The organism is Vibrio sp. McD22-P3 (assembly GCF_021568915.1).
In the GTDB taxonomy this organism is placed as follows: Bacteria; Pseudomonadota; Gammaproteobacteria; order Enterobacterales; family Vibrionaceae; genus Vibrio; species Vibrio mediterranei.
The window spans coordinates 154859-174594 of sequence record NZ_JAKGTN010000006.1 but is presented as its reverse complement, the minus strand read 5'-3'; the positions used below and the strand labels follow the sequence as shown (position 1 = coordinate 174594).

The following is a 19736-nucleotide window of genomic DNA, read 5'->3' as shown; positions in this document are numbered from 1 at the left end:
TTTGAGCACGTTAGTCACGTGTTTTAACCAAAGGTTCCGTTTTATTTTTGCAATAATACTTGTCGACTTTTTCACTTTTTAATTGCGCTATCTCAAGCCTATTCTGGATAGGCAGACCAAAGCTCTACATATGAGGTAACGCTATGAGAAAATCCATTGCAATTGTTGCGGGTGTACTTACCTGTGTATCTGTTGGTGCTTATGCCACCGAGTCAACTGCCCAAGATACTGAAAATTCCGTTGACTACGTTCAAGTTAGAAACGGTATCGCTTACCAAGTAAACGAAACCACACCTTTCACCGGTGAACTTACACGCAAATATAACTCCGGGCAAAACGCACTTCATGTTCGATTTGCTAACGGTAAAGCCGTAGGTGCAGAAACCACTTACTATCCAAATGGCCAGGTCTCTTCTACTATCAATTACAAAGATGGTCTCGCAGACGGAGATTGGAAACAGTGGTATGAAAATGGACAGTTGAAAGTCGATGCTGAATACAAAGGAGGCGTATTAAATGGCGCTTTCGATGAGTGGTCCTATAATGGTCAAAAACTTGTCTCAGCGAAGTATGATGATGGCGAACTGCAAGGTAAGTTATCTTCTTGGTATGAGAATGGCCAACCACGATCAGTTGAAAACTATGATTCAGGCAAGAAAGACGGTCTAGCCATTAGCTACTATCCAAATGGAAATAAAGCTTACGAAGCAACTTACGATCAAGGTGACATCAATGATGGCATCGTGACCAAATACGCACCTGATGGACAGAAACAATATGAAGTAACCGTCAAAGATAACAAGATGGTCTCTGAACAGCATTGGTTTGATAATAAATCCTAATCCATCAGTTTAGCCTTTCGGAGGAGATGCTTATGTTTACTACCCTACCATCACCACGCCCAGATATACTGGTCATTGAATTTGATGACAACGTCGATTTAGTGCAAGAAAAACACATTATCGCTGAGGTAGACAAGCTATTGGCAGAACATGAAAGAATTAGTGTGATGGCAATACTTGATGAAAGTGCTAACTGGTCGCTTGCGGCAGGATTTAAGGACATTGTCTGGACACTGACAAATCTAAAACGAATCGAAAAAGTAGCAATCGTTGCTGACAGCAAGGTTATTACTTGGTTGGTGAATGCGGATGCTATTATCGCTCGAATGTTTGATATTCAAGAAAAAGCATTCGCCTCAGCCGACTTTGAACAAGCTTGGAACTGGATTCAAGCTCCCAAGTAGTCGCGTTCAACATAAGATCGTTGACAGCTCACAGACAGTAAATAAAAAGCCAGATCCTTAGGGTCTGGCTTTCTTGGTCAGGGTAAACTGCTTGCACTCATTAATCTAGGTGCTCAATAAGCCAAACTTCTTCAGCAAATCGAGTTAAGCCTTGTTTTATGCGACGATGATTATCGTCTGCCTCATCTCGTTCCAACAACGTTAAACGGTATTCTTCACCAAAGTACGCCTTTACTTCACTCGACGGAACACTAAACGGAGGCCCGGACATTTCAGCTTGGACATAATCAAGCGTAATCAATAGGATTCGACCACCCGGCATTAGAGAACGCTTCAAGTTCTCAACGTATAAGGCTCTTAACTCTTCCGGCATAGCGATAAGTGCAGCACGGTCATAGATAAGCTCTACAGGCCGTATAGGAGCTGTGAAATAGTCACCTACGTAGATATCTAACTCGTCAAACTGATACAACTCAAATTGGCCATTAATTGGAGTGACCATTGGCGTATAAAAATGCTCGGCAAAAAAGGCACGCACAGCGATCTGACTGAGCTCTACACCTTGAACGCTATCGTGGCGCTGTGCTAGCCAAACAAGGTCCTCAGATTTACCACAAAGCGGCACAAAAACACCATCAGTGCGGTTTGGTTTTACTTGGTTCCAGTATTTGATAAGTAACGGGTTCACATCTTCCAGATGAAAGCCAATTTTATTCGATGCCCATTTATCATGCCACAATTCAAAGTCGTTCATTTATCGTTCATATTCGGTGTGGATAATCATTAACGTAGAGTTTACAGAATGAGGACAAAAAGTCATGCCTCTGAAGGTAACTTTATTGCGAGACTTAGGTCACACATCAGACACTGTTTCGTGTTTTTAGGTTGGGTTCGGTAAGTTAGTCCCCATACTATAGGTAGTGCAACTCCTGAACGTTATCGTCCTTTTTGCATACCGTTTTCGTAACGTAACTAGGAGAGAGAATGAGCATGTTTCTTCGTACCGCAGCACTAATGCTATTGGTACTCAGCCGCGCACCTGCATTTGCGGCAACGCTTAATCAATCCGATTCAACTACTTCAAAAGGAAACCAAGAACAGAACGAAGTTTGTCCATCTGTATTCAAACATAGCCTAAGTGGCTTATATGGCATCGATGCTGTTAACAGCAACGCACTTCAACCTCACTCTGACTTTGATATCTTGTATAGCAAAGCCCACCAAGCTCAGCACGAATTAGAGTCGCTGTGTAAAACTACCGCCCTACTTACTGGTACCGACGCTTATTTCGCAGGCGTGAAATCTTATGACCGCGCACAGGAAAAAATCCGTACTGAACTTAATGGTGAAGTAACTCAAATCACCGACTTAGCTCGTGGCACAATCGTAGCCGATGATGTTGAAGGTCTTGTTGGTGCTTATGAAGCTCTCAATCGCGAAGCCAAAGTCGTTCGTGTTAAAAACCGCTTCAAGAGTCCTGCGCCTTCTGGCTACCGTGACTTGAATATTTTGGTTCAACTTCCAAAGACCGGAATCATTGCAGAAGTTCAGCTTCACTTGAAAGCCATTGCCGACGTGAAAAGCGGTCCAGAGCATGATCTTTATGAGATAATTCAAGGCATCGAGCGCAACGCAGCCTCACAAGATCGTAGCTTAAACGATATTGAAACTGCGCAAATCACCAGCTTAAGAAGACAATCTCTAGAGCTTTATCAAAATGCGTGGCAGCCATACATTACTACCAATATTAAAGCGGCATAGTGTCGCTTTAGTCTTGACTCTTTAACGAGTAAATTCATCGACAAAAAAACAAAAAGACCACATATTGTGGTCTTTTTGTTTTCTAAAGTAAGAACTTAATCTACTTTGATGTTCTCGACTCGTGCCTTCAGTTTTTGGCCGGGACGGAATGTAACTACGCGTCGAGCAGAAATTGGAATATCTTCACCAGTCTTAGGATTTCGACCAGGACGTTCATTCTTGTCTCTCAAGTCAAAATTACCAAAACCCGACAGTTTTACCTGTTCGCCACTTTCGAGTGATTTTCTGATTTCTTCAAAAAATACTTCTACCGTTTCCTTGGCATCCCTTTTACTGAATCCGAGTTTCTCAAATAGGTTCTCAGCCAGATCGGCTTTTGTGAGCGCCATAAAACTCCCCTCAAAGCTAATTTAAACCTTACTATCACAGCGATAGCGCTAAACATTTCGTTTGACCAATCAACAACATAACGGTCTAACTTTGAAAAGTGTAAGCCAACCTTCTGATTTTCGCCAACTTTTTTATATCATGGAAATGTCAGGATATTTTCTTATCTATTAGCAAGTTACCGTTTTAATAGCACAAAACAAAAGTTTCAACAGCACACAGAGCTTAACCGCAGTCATATATTTCAATTATCTTCGATATATCAGATATAAATAAAATAACAACAAATTACAAAATACCTAACGCAGACCACAGTTTTACAGCATTTATCTTATAAAAACAGTAAGTTGCAGATGCCTGTCAATATGAAACACGTTTAACCCGCTCGACAGAAAGTTATACAATCTCGTGTATAAAGAGCTATATTTTTAGGTTGCATCAGTTCTATGTGATTAAACAAAAAAAAGCGAGCCAATTAAATTGACTCGCTTTTCGAACACTTAGCTAAGTGAATAACTAATAATCAGTCACGCAGTGAAGCACCAAACTTCTCAGATACGTGAGCAACGATTGTATCTACCGCACCAGCGATATCTGCGTCTTCTAGAGTACGTTCAACTGATTGCAACGTTAGTGCGATGGCAAGACTCTTCTTGCCTTCTTCAACACCTTTACCAACGTATACATCGAACAGTTTCGCGTCTTTCAAGAACTCACCACCCTGTTCTAGACACGCAGCAACGATGTCACCTGAAGCTACAGCTTCATCAACAACAACTGCAATATCACGACGGTTTGAAGGGAACTTAGAAAGCTGTACCGCTTCTGGAATCACTTTAGAGTTAATTGCAGACCATTCAATTTCGAACACGATAGTACGGCCATTAAGACCAAACTTACGCTCAAGCTCTGGGTGAACAGTACCAATTACACCAACTTCTTTGCCATCTACGACGATTGCCGCAGACTGACCTGGGTGAAGTGCTGGGTGTTTCGCTGCAGCAAATGAGTATGCTTTCTCGTTTGCTGACAGTTCTAGGATCGCTTCTAGGTCGCCTTTAAGGTCAAAGAAGTCAACTGTGTTAGTTTCAATATCCCAATGCTCTTCGCTGCGTGTACCAGCAATAACACCAGCAAGCATTGGCTCTTGGCGCATACCGTTTTCTGCAGTTTCACAAGGGATGAAACGTAAACCGTACTCAAATAGGCGAACACGTGGCTGCTGACGCTTCTGGTTGTGAACAACCGTGTTAAGTAGGCCCTGAATCAACCCAAGACGCATTGCTGACATTTCCGCAGAAATTGGGAATGGCAAGACGAGTGGCTCAACGTCAGGAACGATTAGCTTTTGCTGCTCTGGTTCAACGAAGCTATAAGTGATGGCTTCTTGATAACCGCGGTCAACAAGCAGGTTACGAACACGCTTGAGAGGCAGATCCGCTTCAACATGGTTGTGCATCTTAAGTGCTGCTGCTGGGTGCTGGTTTGGAATATTGTCGTAGCCGTAGATACGACCAACTTCTTCAATCAGGTCCTGCTCGATAGCGATATCGAAACGCCATGTTGGTGCTGTTGCCGTCCAACCAGACTCTGATGCTTCAACAGTCAAGCCTAAGCGCTCAAGGATTTCAACAACGTCCGCATCTTCAATGTGATGGCCAAGTAGCGCATCTAGCTTAGTGCGACGCAGTGCTACTGTGTTTGCTTTTGGCAGGTCAGCTTCTGACTCTACACCAACAACTGGTGCTACTTCACCGCCACAGATTTCAACAAGAAGTTCTGTTGCACGCTCCATTGCACCTGTCTGAAGTGCGAAATCCACACCACGTTCAAAACGCATTGAAGAATCGGTGTGAAGACCGTAGCTACGAGCACGACCACGGATGTGGTCAGGTGCGAAGAATGCACATTCTAGTAGAACGTCTTTAGTTTCAGAGGTAACACCAGACTCTTCACCACCAAAGATACCAGCAATTGCCAGTGCTTTATTGTGATCAGCAACAACTAGAGTATCTGCGTTAAGCTCTGCTTCAGTACCGTCTAAAAGTGTTAGCTTCTCGCCTTGTTCCGCCATACGTACCACGATGCCACCTTCGATCTTCGCTAGATCGAATGCATGCATTGGTTGGCCTTGCTCTAGTAGAACGTAGTTAGTGATGTCAACGACTGGATCGATTGAACGAATACCACAACGGCGCAGTTTTTCTTGCATCCACAGTGGCGTTTCAGCTTGAACGTTCACGTTCTTAACGATACGACCTAGGTAGCGAGGACACGCTGCTGGCGCTTTCACTTCGATAGAAGCAACATCTGCAATAGACGCTTCAACCGCGTTTACTGCTGGCTCTGTCACGTCAGCACGATTTAGAACACCTACTTCACGAGCTAAACCACGAATGCTGAAGCAGTCTGCACGGTTAGCTGTTAGGTCTACGTCTACCGTTACGTCATCAAGACCTAGGAAGTCGCGGAAATCAGTACCGATAACAGCGTCTTCTGCAAGTTCCATGATACCGTCAGACTCAACGTCGATACCCAACTCAGTGAATGAGCAAAGCATGCCGTGTGAAGGCTGACCACGTAATTTCGCTTTCTTGATTTTAAAATCGCCTGGAAGGACAGCACCAACGGTTGCTACTGCTACTTTAAGACCTTCACGACAGTTAGGAGCGCCACAAACGATGTCTAGCAGTTCTTCTGCGCCAACATCAACTTTTGTTACACGTAGTTTATCTGCGTCTGGGTGTTGACCACACTCAACCACTTTACCTACTTTAACGCCAGTGAAAGAGCCAGCTACTGGTAGTACGTCGTCTACCTCAAGACCAGCCATTGTAATTTGGTGCGTAAGCTCGTCAGTCGTAACCGAAGGACTTACCCACTCACGAAGCCATGATTCGCTGAATTTCATTGTGATGAACCCTCTGGATTACTTGAACTGTTTTAGGAAACGAAGGTCGTTCTCGAAGAACGCACGCAGGTCATTTACGCCGTAACGTAACATTGTCAGACGCTCTACGCCCATACCAAACGCGAAGCCAGAGTATTTCTCAGGGTCAATGCCAACAGCACGAAGTACGTTCGGGTGAACCATGCCGCAGCCAAGAACTTCAAGCCACTTGCCGTTCTTGCCTTTTACGTCTACTTCAGCAGAAGGCTCGGTGAATGGGAAATAAGATGGACGGAAACGAACTTCAACTTCCTCTTCGAAGAAGTTGCATAGGAAGTCATGCAGAATGCCCTTTAGCTGAGCGAAGTTTACATTCTCGTCAACTAGCATCCCTTCCACTTGGTGGAACATTGGTGTATGAGTTTGGTCATAGTCGTTACGATAAACACGACCAGGTGCGATGAAGCGGAATGGTGGTTTACCATTTTCCATCGTACGAATTTGAACGCCTGACGTGTGAGTACGTAGCATCAAATCTGGGTTGAAGAAGAAAGTATCGTGGTCAGTACGAGCTGGGTGGTCTTCTGCGATGTTTAGTGCATCGAAGTTGTGGAATGCATCTTCGATTTCTGGACCAGACTCAGTGTTAAAGCCTAGCTCACCAAAGAACTGTTCAATACGCTCAACAGTACGAGTAACTGGGTGTAGACCACCGTTCTCGATACGACGACCTGGTAGTGTAACGTCGATTGTCTCTGCTGCAAGTTTTGCTTCAAGTTCAGCACGTTGTAGTGCATCTTTACGAGCAGCGATCGTTTGTTGAACTACGCCTTTTGCTTTGTTGATCTCTTGACCAGCACTGCGGCGTTCTTCTGGTGGTAGTTTACCTAGGCTTTGAAGTTGAGCGGTTAGCTCACCTTTCTTACCTAGATACTGAACACGCACTTCGTCAAGTGCGACTAGCGAGTCTGCAGCTTCAATCGCTGCGCTCGCGTTAGCAATGATCTCTTCTAGATGTTGCATCGTTTCCTCGTCTACCGTCCGGTAGTATCCATAAGGGTGTTTTTTGATAGCTGTACATACTAATAAAACCCGCAGCTAATGCCAAATTGATTTGTAATTTGAACGGGTTATTGGGCAAAAAAAACTCGTTTTTTGCCCTTTTAGCAGAAATCACACCGGAAACGATGGCCATTTGCCGATATTCGGCAATGGTTAATTCGCGTTTGCGCGAATAAAAATGAAGTTTGGACGACGTGAAAGTTTATCAAATGTCTCAGGTGATACTTCTTTCATCGCGGGATCAGGTTGACCTTCGGAAAACTTGTCGAGAGTAAAACCACTTTCAGCTAAGCTATCAAACAAGTTAGTAAACGAACGTCTAAAGAATGAAACTTCTACGGGTTCGCCAACGGTATTCCAATCTTCAGTGATACGCTCTACTGCAAAATAGTTGTTAAAAGCGTCATCTTCAAAATCAACAAGTGGGTGATGGGTAGAGAAAATGAACTGTCCACCTTGTTTGAGTACACGATGTACCTCTTTAAAAAGAGGTACCAAGTCTTCAAGGTAGTGCACCATTAAAGGGCAAACAACAAAATCATAACTATCGTCGGCTTCTTGAGGAAGTCCATCAGATAGATCTTGCGCATAGCATGTTACAGCGTCACCTAGTTTTTGTTTAGTAATTTGAATCATTTGTTCCGAGAGATCGACAGCGGTTACTTTCGCCCCCTGATTAACAAAGTGCTGCGCATAAACACCAGGACCACACCCTAGGTCCAATACCGCTTTGTTGTTTACCTCACCCACCAAAGCTAGTGTTGAAGGACGCTCATAAAGGCCGTTATACGCGTTATTTTCAATCGCATCTGCGTACTTTTCTGCATGTTTTGTATACATTTCACCCATATAAATACCTCCAACTATCAAACCATTAATTCCACATTCGGGTCGCGCAATCTACCGTTACTATAACTACTCGTCAATCTCTTCTGCTCGCCAAACTAGGCGTAACATGTCTTTGTGTTGAATACCGTATTCGAAGATCGGTTCATCATAATTATCGAGGAAGAAGTCTTTAATCACTCTATCTACTCGAAAACCATGCTTTTGATAAAACGATAGTTGATAACCAAATGTACCTGTTCCTAATTCGACAATTCTAATACCTCGGCTCGCTAACTTCGCTAGTGTTTCATCAAGTAGAACTCCGCCAAATCCTTTGCCATGGTACTCTGGGTAGGTTGCGATATTGAACAGTTCAGCTTTACCATTAACCTTATCCACTTCAATTAACGTTGCCCCAATCAACCTATCTTGCATAAACACTGCAAAAGCATGACATCGGCCTCGATAAACGTTAATCGCGGCTTCCTCTGGGTCAGCCAATAACAAAATATCCAACGGTAACTGTTCTTGAGCAATCTCTTTCACTTCAAACATCGAGTTATTCATCTTTTAATACTCTTTCCATCAGATAGTTATCTAACACGACGCCACGAATGTCAGCTTGGTTTGGTCGCACTACGTTAAAGCCAAAATGAAGGAAAAACGGCTTTGCTGTAATGCTCACATAGGAGTACAGCCTACAAATATCAGCTTCTCGTGCTTTATTGATAATGGTCTGCATCAACACACTCCCTACCCCTTGCCTCTGTGCTTGGTGGTGACAATAGAAATGGTCTATTAATCCATCGGCTTGTAAATCACTATAACCCAGTATCTGAGTTTGGTTTGTCACCACAAAAGGTTTACATCGAGCAATATACGCTTCAAAAGCGGATGTCTCTAACTCATCACGAGCCCATGCTCTAATCTGCATCTCATTGTAATCATTGCGATTTACAGTGCGAATTGTTTGCCGATATAATTCCAATAACTCATTTGCATCGTCTTGCGTCGCTGCTCTAACCGACAATCGCATATCTAGACTCCTTTATGTGACCGTTAATTCTCGCAATTAATAGTAGCAAGCTAAAGATGTTTAACGGGGTTCAATGTTAAGGTTACTAGACGGTAACCAATTGAAAAATATCTTTTTGTGTACTAGATATTAAAACTCATAGATGAAGCTATCCGGAAGCCATTATGCCCAAAAAAAATAACAAAGTGCTGGTGCTGTACGCACATCCATCTCAGAGACGCTCAGAGGTCAATGCTCCGATGTTTAGAGATGCCCAATCCATTAAAGGAGTCACCGCGGTCGATCTGTATTATGAGTACCCAACTCACAACATTAATATCGATAGAGAGCAACAACGATTAATTGATCACGATATTGTTATTTTTCAATTCCCTCTCTATTGGTACTCAACGCCTTCTATCCTTAAAGAATGGCAAGACTTGGTATTAGAGTATGGGTTTGCTTATGGGCAAGATGGCACAGCACTTCATGGTAAGACTTTTTTATGTGCAATCTCTGCTGGCGGTAAGGCCGATGCTTATCAAACAGAAGGCTACAACCATTTCACTATTAGAGAACTACTCCAACCATTAGAACAGACTGCTAGTTTGACAGGCATGACCTATTTACCGCCTTTCTGCCTTTTTGGTTCACGTACAGCTCAAGAAGAGCGACGTATACCGGAGCATAGAGAGCGTTGGAAAACGCTTTTAAACCTGCTTGTTACCAGCTCGTTCGATATCGAACGAGCAAAACCTCTCGAAAAACTAAACCATTATTGGCCACAAGAACAGGCTATCGAATCAGATAAGGACGCATCATGACCGGTTACTTTCTCCAGGCTTTCGTTTATCTTATAGCCGCCGTCATCGCAGTACCTATTGCTAAGCGCTTGGGTTTGGGATCTGTACTTGGTTACCTCATTGCTGGGGTGGTTATTGGACCTATTATTGGCCTCGTGGGCGAAGAAACTACTACCATTCAACATTTCGCTGAGTTTGGTGTCGTTATGATGCTGTTCTTAGTTGGCCTAGAACTAGAACCTAAGATGCTTTGGGGCATGCGTCATAAACTTATCGGTCTTGGTGGCATTCAAGTTGGTGGCACAGCAGCAGCGGTTATGGGAATAGCACTGATGCTCGGACAAAGCTGGAGCGTTGCGCTGACTATTGGCCTTATTTTTGCTCTTTCTTCGACTGCAATTGTTCTGCAAACCTTTAATGAAAAAGGACTGTCGAAAACAGAAGGTGGCCAGAGTGCATTTTCAGTCTTGCTATTTCAAGACATTGCCGTAATTCCAATGTTGGCGTTCATTCCCTTACTCGCCTTGCCAGAACTAGTTGAACAAGCGCAAAATGCCGCGGCGCAGGCGGCTGAGCATCATGACGAATTAAGCTTGGTAGCTGGACTTCCAGGATGGGCTTATGGATTAGTCATTACTGCGTCAATTGCGGTGGTCGTCGTTGGTGGTCATTATCTTAGTAGACCTTTGTTTAGGTTCGTCGCATCATCTGGATTAAGAGAAATCTTTACAGCTACTGCGCTTATGCTTGTTATTGGTATTGCAGCCTTAATGAGCTTAGTCGGTCTATCTCCTGCCCTTGGTACATTTTTGGCAGGTGTCGTATTGGCCAACAGTGAGTTTAGACATGAGCTGGAGTCAAATATTGATCCTTTTAAAGGGCTTCTCCTAGGCTTGTTCTTTATTACCGTTGGCGCAGGTATTAACTTCGGTATCCTATTTGACGATTTCTTTGTCATTATCGGTTTAACTTTGGGTGTAATGCTCCTAAAGGCAGCAGTACTGTACGTACTCGCGATGATTTTCAAAATCAAAGATAGTGCCCGATGGTTATTTACCTTGAGTCTTGCTCAAGCCGGTGAGTTTGGTTTTGTTCTGTTAAGCTTCTCGGTTCAGAATCATGTATTGCCTACCGATATCGCCCAAACACTATCACTGGTTGTTGCTTTATCTATGTTCTTAACTCCTGGTCTGTTTATTCTGTTTGATAAAGTCATTTTGCCTAAATTTGAGAAAGACAGTAATGACCGTGAGGCCGACACAGTTGAAGAGCGGGGCACTGTCTTGATTGCGGGTATTGGCCGCTTTGGGCAGATCGTCAATCGTCTTTTGGTCGCCAATGATGTGAAGACGGTGGTACTAGACGTACGTGCTGAACAAGTCGATAACATGCGCCAAATTGGCACCAAAGCTTATTTTGGTGACGCGTCCAAGCCAGATATCCTGCATACTGCAGGAATCGAAGATGTGAAACTGCTTGTTATTGCTATTGATAATCAAGAAACCAATGTTGAGCTTGTAAAATACGTTAAACATACGTACCCTCACGTCAAAATTCTTACTCGAGCATTCGACAGAGGGCACGGTTACCAACTAAGGCAAGCCGGCGCAGATTATATAGAGTCTGAAACCTACCATTCAGCTTTAGAGCTTGGTGCTAAAACCATGAAATGTCTTGGCTTTCACCCATTCTTTATTGAACAGCAGAAATCCATCTATAAGACGATTGAAGACAAACAATCCGACCGTCTATATAAAGCTTGGGCAGACGGTGCTGATGGTGAAGAACGCTACGATAACAACTACCGTGACTTATTCATTGAATTGGAAGGCTTCATAAAGGATGCCATGCAAGTCGATCGAAATGACAAACATTCTCGCGAGCGTGGATGGACACCACCTCCAAAAGGTTATGCGGATAAGTTCGAGGAATAAAGCGTAAGTAACATTAATCTTTGCTTTGTTTAGCCCCCTGTAACTAATGGGCTCATAAGCTATGATGTTAACAGAGACGGGCATTTAGTCCGTCTTTCCTTTTTCACAAGTACACAATGATAAGTAAATAGGCACAAATAAAGAGAACAACGTGGATAAAGATTCAAAACAGTTAGCCAAACAATTGTTCAACATGACCCTTCCTATGGTGCTGGGAGTGTTGTCCCTTATGAGCTTTCAATTAGTCGATAGTGCCTTTATCGGACAACTCGGCGTATTACCTCTCGCTGCTCAAGGTTTTACACTGCCGATGCAAATGCTCATTATTGGTATCCAAGTAGGCCTTGGTATCGCTACAACGGCAATCATTTCTCGTGCTTTGGGGGCCAATGACGAGTCTTACGCAAAACAATTAGGGGGGTTGATCCTTGTTTTCGGTAGCTTATGCGTTGCGGCAATTGGCGTACTCATTTGGCTAATTCGACACCCAATCCTCGCCTTGTTAAGTGCACCCGAATCTGTCTATCCAGTAATTGACAGCTATTGGCCTTATTGGCTTCTAAGCTCTTGGGTTGGTGCGGTGCTGTACTTCTACTACAGCGTCTGTCGCGCTAATGGTAATACGGTTCTACCAGGAATGATGATGGTCGCCACGAGTATCATTAACTTAATTCTCGATCCACTGTTTATCTTTACCTTTGATTTGGGTATCAATGGCGCGGCAATCGCGACTATCGTCGCCTTTGGTATTGGTATCGCTTTCGTCGCACCGAAAGTGGTCAATAAGAATTGGGCATCGTTTGATTGGAAAGATGTCAATGTAGTAAACAGTTTGAAGTCGATATGGAAAATTATGGCACCCGCGATGGTCAGTCAATTACTTCCCCCGCTTTCCTCGATGTTGGCTACTAAACTACTCGCAACATTTGGTACTGCTGCAGTAGCTGCATGGGCACTGGGCTCTCGTTACGAGTTTTTTGCCATTGTAACCGTATTAGCTTTGACCATGTCTATGCCGCCTATGGTCGGTAAGCTATTGGGGGCTAAAAACCTTACAGATATCAAAAAACTCGTCAACCTTGCCGTAAGTTATATTCTTGCGTTCCAACTCTTAGTCGCCATTATCACTTACTTGTTTGCAGGTCACTTATCAATACTGATGACCAGCGAAGACAATGTACAACAGATCCTCAATTATCATCTTATTTTAGTCCCTTTCAGCCTTGGGCCTTTGGGCATCTGTATGTTAATGGTGTCTATATCCAATGCGCTTGGCAAAGCAAAAACCGCTTTGACCATTTCAGCGCTTCGTTTATTTGCGTTCTTCTTGCCTTGCTTGTGGTTAGGGTCACAGTTTGGAGGAATCGAAGGACTCTTTTGGGGCGCTTTGGTCGGAAATGTCCTTGCGGGTCTAAGCGCTTGGTTCACATACAGTTATTCTTTAACGCAATTAGAAAAGTCCCTTTCTAAATAAGGCTCAATTTCTATTCCATTTGTACTAACTATTTTTGTCAAAATAGCCCTCCTTTGCTACGTTTAAAAGACGTAGTGAAAGGAGAGGTACAATTAATGAAAATAAACGTTCAGACCCACCACGTTTCAATTGGCGAAGAGTCTCGTCAAGAGATTGAAAACAAATTTGACAAAGTATCAGCTCACTTTCCTCAGTTGATCAGCTGTGACATCATTATCAAGAAAGAGCATGGCCAACACGAAGTGGAAATTTTCACCAATTATGAGGGTGTGAGAGTATCAGCTAAAGCCACCCACGATATTATGTACCCAGCCATTTCCGCAGCGTTGAAGAAGCTTGAAGCAGGTTTGCGAAACCGAAAAGGACAACTAAAAACTGACTTGCACGCCAAACCGACGAGCACCAAACCAGAGATCGCGTCAGACATCATTCAAGAAATGAAACTCACTTAGCCTACCCTTTAAATACAACCTAAAAAGCCGGCTCTTAGCCGGCTTTAACTCGAAAACTTATTGCAGCTCAATAACTTATCCATTCCCATTCATAAATTCTTACACTGACTTTTCTATTCTAAATATCTGCTTTATTGCCAACAATATCGAACCCAGCTCAGCATTTCTCTAAAGTTCGCTCCTTTCTGACCACAATGGCGCAAAATGACAAATTCAATAATGCGTTGTCATTACTATGTGCTTAACGCTTTAGGAGGCACGATATGACATATAGAGAATTTCAACATACTGACACTTACAAACTGATGGTTGGCACAGGGGAGTTAATCTCATCTATTGCTTCCTTTCTTTTTACGCTAATCACAGCGATAGCCAAAGCCGGAGTATGGCTTGCTAAAAAAACCTACTCATGGATCGCTAAGCGATAATCCAACATCAACTCAACCAGAGACAGCGAATGAAAAGCAAATTAACTCTTGTTTTAGCATTGGCAATTGGATGTGCCTCTCCTGTTACGCTAGCCGAAGATAGCCATGCCACATCCGTAGGTACTGCAAGCCCACTCTTCGCACAAATGGATGCACTTCAACAGGACATAAATACATTACAAAAGCAGGCTGAACTTAATCGTTTTGAAGAGAGTATTATCGACAGAAAAAACGACGCGTTGAGACAATCACTTGCGGAACAGTTGCAACATAAAAACCAAGTAGATGAGAACAAGCAGCTTGTTACACAACAAATTCACCTCTTACAAACATTACTCGCGGCAAACGACCAAGACCTTAAACGACTTTCCGACGCATCCAAAATTGCGAGCGACACTGAAAAAGATGCCGTTCAGTTTGCAATGCAAAAACGTATTACCGCGATGGATGAGTATTATGCTGATCTGTCCACCACGTTATCTTGGGCCGCTGAATTAGGGGTAGACATTTCAAAAGCGGAAACTCAATTAGAGCAAGACTTACAGAAACGTGCTGACTTTTTATATAACTCTGTTCTTTTCTTAGATAGCCAACTAAGTGACATTAATGACCGACTTGCTTACGTACCAGAAGACGGTAAAGCAGGATTGCAAGAAGATGGGATCCGAATTTCTGGTCAGATTAATTTACTTATTCTTAGCTTAGAGTCCAGTATTACCCTGTTGGAAAACTACGGTGTTGACACTACAGAGTATAAACAGCTGTTATTCACTGTAACGGGGGGTATTAGCACGGACGTTCTCGATTTCAGCGTAATTGTCGGGCTCATGAAAGAGTGGTTAGGCGCATTTAAAGATTGGACGATGGAGCATACTCCGTCACTAATTGTGAAGATATTCGTCTTTGGCGTCATACTCTGGTTGTCACGTTCGTTCGCTAAAATTGTTGGTAAGGCGGTTAGGAAGAGCGTTAGCCATTCAACAATGAAATTCAGTGTTTTGATGCAAGATTTCTTTGTTTCAATGGCACAAAAAGGAGTAACGGCTCTAGGGCTGCTTATAGCCTTATCACAGCTTGGTATAGAGTTAGGACCGCTATTGACTGGTTTTGGAGTGGCGGGTGTAATTATTGGTTTTGCATTACAAGATACCTTGTCTAACTTTGCGTCTGGCATGATGATACTCATCTATCGTCCTTTTGATGTAGGAGATCTGGTCAAGGTTGCCGGCATATCAGGAACAGTGAGCCATATGAGCTTAGTATCAACGACCATACGGACTGTTGATAATCAAAGATTAGTCATTCCGAATAATAAGATTTGGGGCGATACTATCAATAATATTACCGCAGAGAAAACTCGACGTGTTGATATGACCTTTGGTATTGGCTACGGCGACGATATAGATCAAGCGAAACAGGTCTTTTCTGACATCTTGCAGCAGCACCCGAAAGTACTTAAATCTCCAGAGCCGATGATCTATGTACATACACTTAATGAAAGCTCTGTCGATTTTATTGTTCGACCGTGGGTACGAACAGAAGACTATTGGGATGTATATTGGGAAGTGACCGAAGAGGTGAAGAAACAACTGGACCGCAATGGGATCAGTATTCCTTTCCCACAAAGAGACGTTCACGTATATCAACATGACCTCGCTCAAAACACAACACTAGACCTGGTCACTCAAGTCGCAAGCAAATAACCACCAATGCGAACTTCAACCGAAGTTCGCATTAGTTTTAGTTATGGAAAATCAAAATATTTATCGTGATTGTCATCACACTTTTCTATTGATTGATTCTATTTCAAACTCTAATATCTGCGCCCTACCGCCCACAGTGGCGAATTTGAACAACAAAAAGCACGAACCACGCAGAGACGAGACAAAAACGAAATGGCATCCAAATACCCATTAGCTAGGCTGACCTTTTTAATCGCAATTTTGACTGCCGTTGGCCAAATGACCCAGACAATGTACGTACCGTCAATTGGGCAAATGGCGCAAGAGTTCCGCGTTAATCCAGCGATGCTGCAGGCAGTAATGGCGTGTTACTTAATTCCCTATGGTTTGTCCCAGTTCATCTATGGTCCACTGTCGGATCGATTAGGTCGCAAGCCAATAATTATCGTTGGTCTTGTTATCTATCTAATTGGAGCGCTCGTAAGCTTATTTGCACATTCTTTTGAACTCTTTCTACTAGGCAGCTTCATTCAAGGAGCGGGAATTGGTAGTGGCGGCGCAATGTCACGAACTCTTTCTCGTGACTGCTTTTCAGGCGAAGAATTACACAGAGCCAACAGCATCATTAGTATGTGCGTGATCTTTTCACCGCTGCTCGCCCCCGTTCTTGGTGGCGTGTTAACTGAAACTATGGGTTGGCGCTCTAGCTACCTTTTTCTGACTCTGTTTGCTGTTGCAGTAGTCATAGTCATGGCTTCCAAACTGGTCGAAACTCTACCAGTTGAGAGACGTAGCCAAAGTTCGGCGATGGATAACTACCGATTTGTGCTTTCTGACAAGCGTTTTCAGGGCTATGTCATTTGCTTAGTTGCTACCTTTGCAGGCGTTGCCGTGTTTGAAGCCGCTGCTGGTGTGTTGTTTGGTGGTGTTTTAAAGCTTTCGGCACTGACGGTAAGCATCCTGTTTGTATTACCAATTCCAGGTTATTTACTTGGTGCTGGGTTCTCTTCCATTATCGCAAAACGGTATGGTAACAACGCAGCATTTAAGTTTGGTTTGGTTTCGATACTTGTAGGCTCAGCGGTCGTCCTTGTGCCTGGATTACAAGGCTCGACCGACGCTTGGACACTTACCATCGGCTCTACCGTTTACTTCCTTGGCGCAGGTGTTTTGTTCCCTGCTGCAACTACAGGTGCCTTAACCCCTTTCCCAAACCACGCGGGAACAGGTGGAGCTGTGTTAGGGGGTATGCAAAATCTCGGTGCTGGTTTAGCAACCTTAGGCGCATCTGTTATACCCGCTACTAGCCAGCTACCACTGGGCGTAATCATGTTGATCATGGCGTTGTTAGCTATGTGGGGTTTGCATATCGCCAAGCGCGACAATGGTCCAGATAACGCCGACGATGCGGTAATGGTTTAAATTAGAAAAGAAACAAAGGCTACCTCAGTCTTAGGTAGCCTTTTTAAGAGCCTTCGTCCGTCGCTTTGCCCCTCATAAGAACACTTACTCAAACTTCAACTTTCTTATAATCATGCGCTATTCATTCAAAGAGCAACACGCCCTTCTCAGTTTTCGAAAATAAACCAGCTTTTATTTTTAATTCAGCCAGTTAACGTTGTATTCTTCATATCTATTATTAAACTATGTCTGTACCTCTGATTCACCCCAAGGAAGGAGTTATTGGAGTTGAAACTTAAATGTGTGCTCACTCTTAAAACCATGCTCACTCGCATGGTTGTTTTGATCGTATTACTAGGAGCCACGCACGTTACTCTAGCTCAGTCTGATACCTATATTGTCGCGGCTCATGAACGAGACTTTATCGCCCGTTTTATTTTTTCTACCATTGAAAAACAATCCAATTTCTCTTTTCAGTACGCAGACTATCCTGTATTTGGTGAGCGATTAGATGCTGTTGAAGACGGTAAAATAGACTTTGTCGCTAATATTACCTATACCAAGAGTCGAGCTTCACGATTCATCTTCTCTGAGCCAATCAACATTGAGCCAACCTATTTATTTAACAAAGGTGGCGAGTCGTTTGATGAAATGCATGTCATTGGAACAACAATGGGAACAGCGTTTAACGACATAATTCAGAGATACTATCCAGACAAACGTGTATTGGGGTTCAATGACAATGACGTTGCATTTGAGAGCTTATTGGCTGGTAATATAGATGGTTATATTGGCACTTTCCTACAATTAGAGAGCTTTTTATCTGCGGGGTTTAAAGCAACCTCGATCAACGACCAAGTCTCCATTCCACCTGTATCCATTATTACCAACAAACAACAGAACAAACCACTATTGGCGGCTTTTAGCGACATTATTGCAAAAGACTCTGTCCAGAAAGAAATTCGTCGTTACATCGACAGTTACATTACCGAAATTGCCATTAAACAACTGAGACACAAAGTTAACTCCAGTGGGTTAGACCTAGACTCTATTATTGAGATCTATCTTAACCCTCGCCCACCTTATGTGTTTTCAGGAGCGAATGGACAACCTGAGGGTATTTCTGTTGAGTTTGCAAAGCAAATTTGCAAACTCAATCAACTAAAATGCCGAATGGTCTACGATCCTACAGAATCGTGGTCAGCATCTTTGCAAAAGCTCACTTTGGGTGAACGTGACGTGACGACTCCTATTGCTGACATAAAACACCGTCAACGTATACTAAACTTCAGTCGTCCCTACGCTTCTATTCATGGTGCCATCGCCAAGCGTGTTGGTTACAAAGAAGAAGTCTACCGACATATTTCCGAACTGTTCGCGGAAAAAGTCGGTGTAGTGGAAAACGATGTGTTTGCCTCCATCACTCGACGTTCATTGCCCAACAAAACTCTGGTTTACTATAGCAATACTGAAAAGCTCATTAACGCGCTCACTACCGGAGAGGTCGATTACGCCATTACCAGTCAAGTTACGTTAGACACATTATTGTACGAACACAATATAACCAACGTGACACAAGACCGTTACTTTCGCCCTTTTTATCAATCTGAGTTGAGTTTTGGGTTTCCTAAAACTGAGCGTGGCGAGATTCTCGCTCAGTTGTTTAATAGAACCTTAGACTTTATCGACGCCAACTCAATCAACCGCCGTTATCAGCCACCAGCAAACTGGCGTGAACTGAATGAAAAAGAGAGTGACAAACGTCGATTAAATATCATCAATACACTGTTAGCGCTGCTAGTGCTAGTGACCTTTTTCTTCGGTTACATAACTAATCATCGCGCCAATCATGATGCACTGACTAAACTTAAAAATCGTCATGCTTTAAACCGTATCCGTAAACAGGCTCTAGAAAAAGGCCACGGACTAATTTACATCGACCTTAATCGCTTTAAACACATTAACGACACTTATGGTCATACGGTCGGTGACCAAGTATTACGTTGCTACGCCAAACGTTTGAAAGAAACCATTGATGGTCAAATTTACCGGATCGGTGGTGACGAGTTCGTTGCCATCACTGAATTCGACCCTAATGAACTCAGAACAATATTAGACCAACTAGAAAGCTATCCGTTTATAGTGCGCGGTTCCGGGGTTGTATTGACGCTGTATGCCTCTGTTGGAGTCTTTTTGCCAGACACTAGTGAGTTAAGTATCAAGCAGTTACTTATCTATACAGACTTCGCTATGTACGAAGCCAAGCGTAATGACAAGATCCGAAGTGTCATTATTGATGAGGCTAAACTCAGAGATCTTGCTATCGTTCATGACCCCAAAAAACGCTCACATCGTGATGTTCACAAAGGATAA

General features: G+C 43.3%; 18 protein-coding genes. 11 read left to right on the top strand and 7 right to left on the bottom strand.

Annotation, left to right across the window (positions count from 1 at the left end; genetic code table 11):
• Positions 1 to 143: 143 nt before the first annotated feature.
• Together L2W36_RS09095 and L2W36_RS09090 are read left to right on the top strand one after the other, a co-directional pair.
• Complete coding sequence (locus tag L2W36_RS09095) at positions 144 to 842, top strand: toxin-antitoxin system YwqK family antitoxin (RefSeq protein ID WP_006074245.1); 699 nt, start codon at positions 144 to 146, stop codon at positions 840 to 842.
• A 32-nt stretch (positions 843 to 874) separates the two neighbouring features.
• Complete coding sequence (locus L2W36_RS09090; protein WP_062459627.1) at positions 875 to 1246, top strand: STAS/SEC14 domain-containing protein; 372 nt, start codon at positions 875 to 877, stop codon at positions 1244 to 1246.
• A 100-nt stretch (positions 1247 to 1346) separates the two neighbouring features.
• On the opposite strand, the gene L2W36_RS09085 is transcribed toward L2W36_RS09090, so the two are convergent.
• A complete protein-coding gene (locus L2W36_RS09085; RefSeq protein WP_038230379.1) occupies positions 1347 to 2000 on the bottom strand; it encodes a thiopurine S-methyltransferase in 654 nt (217 codons plus the stop codon).
• Between the two features lie 230 nt (positions 2001 to 2230).
• Between L2W36_RS09085 and L2W36_RS09080 the strand changes: the two genes are divergently transcribed.
• Positions 2231 to 3007 carry a RelA/SpoT domain-containing protein gene (locus tag L2W36_RS09080; protein ID WP_236109851.1) on the top strand — a complete coding sequence of 259 codons (777 nt, stop codon included), beginning with the start codon at positions 2231 to 2233 and terminating at the stop codon, positions 3005 to 3007.
• 95 nt (positions 3008 to 3102) lie between these two features.
• Here the strand turns inward: L2W36_RS09080 and ihfA are convergent, their stop codons facing one another.
• The 6 genes from ihfA to L2W36_RS09050 form a co-directional block, all read right to left on the bottom strand.
• Complete coding sequence (ihfA, locus tag L2W36_RS09075; protein ID WP_006074250.1) at positions 3103 to 3396, bottom strand: integration host factor subunit alpha; 294 nt, start codon at positions 3394 to 3396, stop codon at positions 3103 to 3105.
• A 521-nt stretch (positions 3397 to 3917) separates the two neighbouring features.
• Positions 3918 to 6305 (bottom strand): phenylalanine--tRNA ligase subunit beta, encoded by a 2388-nt coding sequence (gene pheT / locus L2W36_RS09070; RefSeq protein WP_062459621.1) that lies wholly within the window; start codon positions 6303 to 6305, stop codon positions 3918 to 3920.
• Between the two features lie 18 nt (positions 6306 to 6323).
• Positions 6324 to 7307 (bottom strand): phenylalanine--tRNA ligase subunit alpha, encoded by a 984-nt coding sequence (gene pheS, locus L2W36_RS09065; RefSeq protein WP_006070684.1) that lies wholly within the window; start codon positions 7305 to 7307, stop codon positions 6324 to 6326.
• A gap of 192 nt (positions 7308 to 7499) precedes the next feature.
• Positions 7500 to 8195, bottom strand: coding sequence for a class I SAM-dependent DNA methyltransferase (locus tag L2W36_RS09060; RefSeq protein WP_236109850.1), 696 nt, complete (start codon positions 8193 to 8195; stop codon positions 7500 to 7502).
• A 66-nt stretch (positions 8196 to 8261) separates the two neighbouring features.
• On the bottom strand, positions 8262 to 8741 hold the full coding sequence (locus tag L2W36_RS09055; protein ID WP_107306839.1) for a GNAT family N-acetyltransferase: 480 nt from the start codon (positions 8739 to 8741) through the stop codon (positions 8262 to 8264).
• Positions 8734 to 9210, bottom strand: a complete 477-nt coding sequence (locus L2W36_RS09050) for a GNAT family N-acetyltransferase (protein WP_236109849.1) — start codon at positions 9208 to 9210, stop codon at positions 8734 to 8736. Before L2W36_RS09050 ends, L2W36_RS09055 begins: the two co-directional genes overlap by 8 nt.
• Before the next feature lie 164 nt (positions 9211 to 9374).
• On the opposite strand from L2W36_RS09050, the gene L2W36_RS09045 reads away from it, so the two are divergent.
• The 8 genes from L2W36_RS09045 (at position 9375) to L2W36_RS09010 (ending at position 19736) form a co-directional block, all read left to right on the top strand.
• On the top strand, positions 9375 to 10013 hold the full coding sequence (locus L2W36_RS09045; RefSeq protein WP_236109848.1) for an NAD(P)H-dependent oxidoreductase: 639 nt from the start codon (positions 9375 to 9377) through the stop codon (positions 10011 to 10013).
• Positions 10010 to 11926, top strand: a complete 1917-nt coding sequence (locus tag L2W36_RS09040) for a monovalent cation:proton antiporter-2 (CPA2) family protein (RefSeq protein WP_006070689.1) — start codon at positions 10010 to 10012, stop codon at positions 11924 to 11926. Before L2W36_RS09045 ends, L2W36_RS09040 begins: the two co-directional genes overlap by 4 nt.
• Positions 11927 to 12119: 193 nt before the next feature.
• Complete coding sequence (locus L2W36_RS09035) at positions 12120 to 13400, top strand: MATE family efflux transporter (RefSeq protein ID WP_236109885.1); 1281 nt, start codon at positions 12120 to 12122, stop codon at positions 13398 to 13400.
• Positions 13401 to 13495: 95 nt separating this feature from the next.
• Complete coding sequence (hpf, locus tag L2W36_RS09030) at positions 13496 to 13852, top strand: ribosome hibernation-promoting factor, HPF/YfiA family (RefSeq protein ID WP_006070691.1); 357 nt, start codon at positions 13496 to 13498, stop codon at positions 13850 to 13852.
• Between the two features lie 263 nt (positions 13853 to 14115).
• A complete protein-coding gene (locus L2W36_RS09025) occupies positions 14116 to 14280 on the top strand; it encodes a hypothetical protein (RefSeq protein WP_006070692.1) in 165 nt (54 codons plus the stop codon).
• A gap of 29 nt (positions 14281 to 14309) precedes the next feature.
• Positions 14310 to 15983, top strand: coding sequence for a mechanosensitive ion channel domain-containing protein (locus tag L2W36_RS09020; RefSeq protein ID WP_236109847.1), 1674 nt, complete (start codon positions 14310 to 14312; stop codon positions 15981 to 15983).
• A gap of 192 nt (positions 15984 to 16175) precedes the next feature.
• Positions 16176 to 17384, top strand: coding sequence for a multidrug efflux MFS transporter EmrD (emrD, locus tag L2W36_RS09015; RefSeq protein WP_124939770.1), 1209 nt, complete (start codon positions 16176 to 16178; stop codon positions 17382 to 17384).
• A 267-nt stretch (positions 17385 to 17651) separates the two neighbouring features.
• Entirely contained in the window at positions 17652 to 19736 is a 2085-nt protein-coding gene (locus tag L2W36_RS09010; protein ID WP_236109846.1) for a transporter substrate-binding domain-containing diguanylate cyclase, read from the top strand.

Excerpts from the sequence above, each read along its gene's own strand:
- ihfA (WP_006074250.1), bottom strand. The coding sequence starts at position 3,396 with ATGGCGCTCACAAAAGCCGATCTGGCTGAGAACCTATTTGAGAAACTC.
- L2W36_RS09055 (WP_107306839.1), bottom strand. The coding sequence starts at position 8,741 with ATGAATAACTCGATGTTTGAAGTGAAAGAGATTGCTCAAGAACAGTTA.
- L2W36_RS09020 (WP_236109847.1), top strand. The coding sequence starts at position 14,310 with ATGAAAAGCAAATTAACTCTTGTTTTAGCATTGGCAATTGGATGTGCC.
- L2W36_RS09095 (WP_006074245.1), top strand. The coding sequence starts at position 144 with ATGAGAAAATCCATTGCAATTGTTGCGGGTGTACTTACCTGTGTATCT.
- L2W36_RS09040 (WP_006070689.1), top strand. The coding sequence starts at position 10,010 with ATGACCGGTTACTTTCTCCAGGCTTTCGTTTATCTTATAGCCGCCGTC.
- emrD (WP_124939770.1), top strand. The coding sequence starts at position 16,176 with ATGGCATCCAAATACCCATTAGCTAGGCTGACCTTTTTAATCGCAATT.
- hpf (WP_006070691.1), top strand. The coding sequence starts at position 13,496 with ATGAAAATAAACGTTCAGACCCACCACGTTTCAATTGGCGAAGAGTCT.
- L2W36_RS09090 (WP_062459627.1), top strand. The coding sequence starts at position 875 with ATGTTTACTACCCTACCATCACCACGCCCAGATATACTGGTCATTGAA.
- pheS (WP_006070684.1), bottom strand. The coding sequence starts at position 7,307 with ATGCAACATCTAGAAGAGATCATTGCTAACGCGAGCGCAGCGATTGAA.
- L2W36_RS09045 (WP_236109848.1), top strand. The coding sequence starts at position 9,375 with ATGCCCAAAAAAAATAACAAAGTGCTGGTGCTGTACGCACATCCATCT.
- L2W36_RS09025 (WP_006070692.1), top strand. The coding sequence starts at position 14,116 with ATGACATATAGAGAATTTCAACATACTGACACTTACAAACTGATGGTT.
- L2W36_RS09060 (WP_236109850.1), bottom strand. The coding sequence starts at position 8,195 with ATGGGTGAAATGTATACAAAACATGCAGAAAAGTACGCAGATGCGATT.
- L2W36_RS09050 (WP_236109849.1), bottom strand. The coding sequence starts at position 9,210 with ATGCGATTGTCGGTTAGAGCAGCGACGCAAGACGATGCAAATGAGTTA.
- pheT (WP_062459621.1), bottom strand. The coding sequence starts at position 6,305 with ATGAAATTCAGCGAATCATGGCTTCGTGAGTGGGTAAGTCCTTCGGTT.
- L2W36_RS09080 (WP_236109851.1), top strand. The coding sequence starts at position 2,231 with ATGAGCATGTTTCTTCGTACCGCAGCACTAATGCTATTGGTACTCAGC.
- L2W36_RS09035 (WP_236109885.1), top strand. The coding sequence starts at position 12,120 with ATGACCCTTCCTATGGTGCTGGGAGTGTTGTCCCTTATGAGCTTTCAA.
- L2W36_RS09085 (WP_038230379.1), bottom strand. The coding sequence starts at position 2,000 with ATGAACGACTTTGAATTGTGGCATGATAAATGGGCATCGAATAAAATT.